General features: G+C 46.2%; 1 protein-coding gene. It reads left to right on the top strand.

What is annotated here, in order from left to right; translation table 11 throughout:
- A partial coding sequence (locus AAOP42_RS00745) for a hypothetical protein (protein WP_349526537.1) occupies positions 1–221 on the top strand: 221 nt, incomplete at both ends.

The following is a 221-nucleotide window of genomic DNA, read 5'->3' as shown; positions in this document are numbered from 1 at the left end:
ACCTTAGATTATGAAGACGGCTCTTCAGCTTCTCAAACGTTCAGTATGGTCGTATCAGGAAATGTCGGAACGATCAGTGGATTGAGTGCGGGAGTTTACAACAACATCAGTATAACAGAATCAGGCTGTAGTTCAGTCGCTGATATAGACGTTACGTTGAGCGATCCATCCATTCCAACCTTGTCAGGTAATGCTGAGAGTAACCCAACGGCCTGTTCCGG

The sequence above is a fragment of the Reichenbachiella sp. MALMAid0571 genome, assembly GCF_040151475.1.
Classification (GTDB): Bacteria; Bacteroidota; Bacteroidia; order Cytophagales; family Cyclobacteriaceae; genus CAXBNB01.
This window is presented reverse-complemented; position numbering and strand designations above follow the sequence as displayed.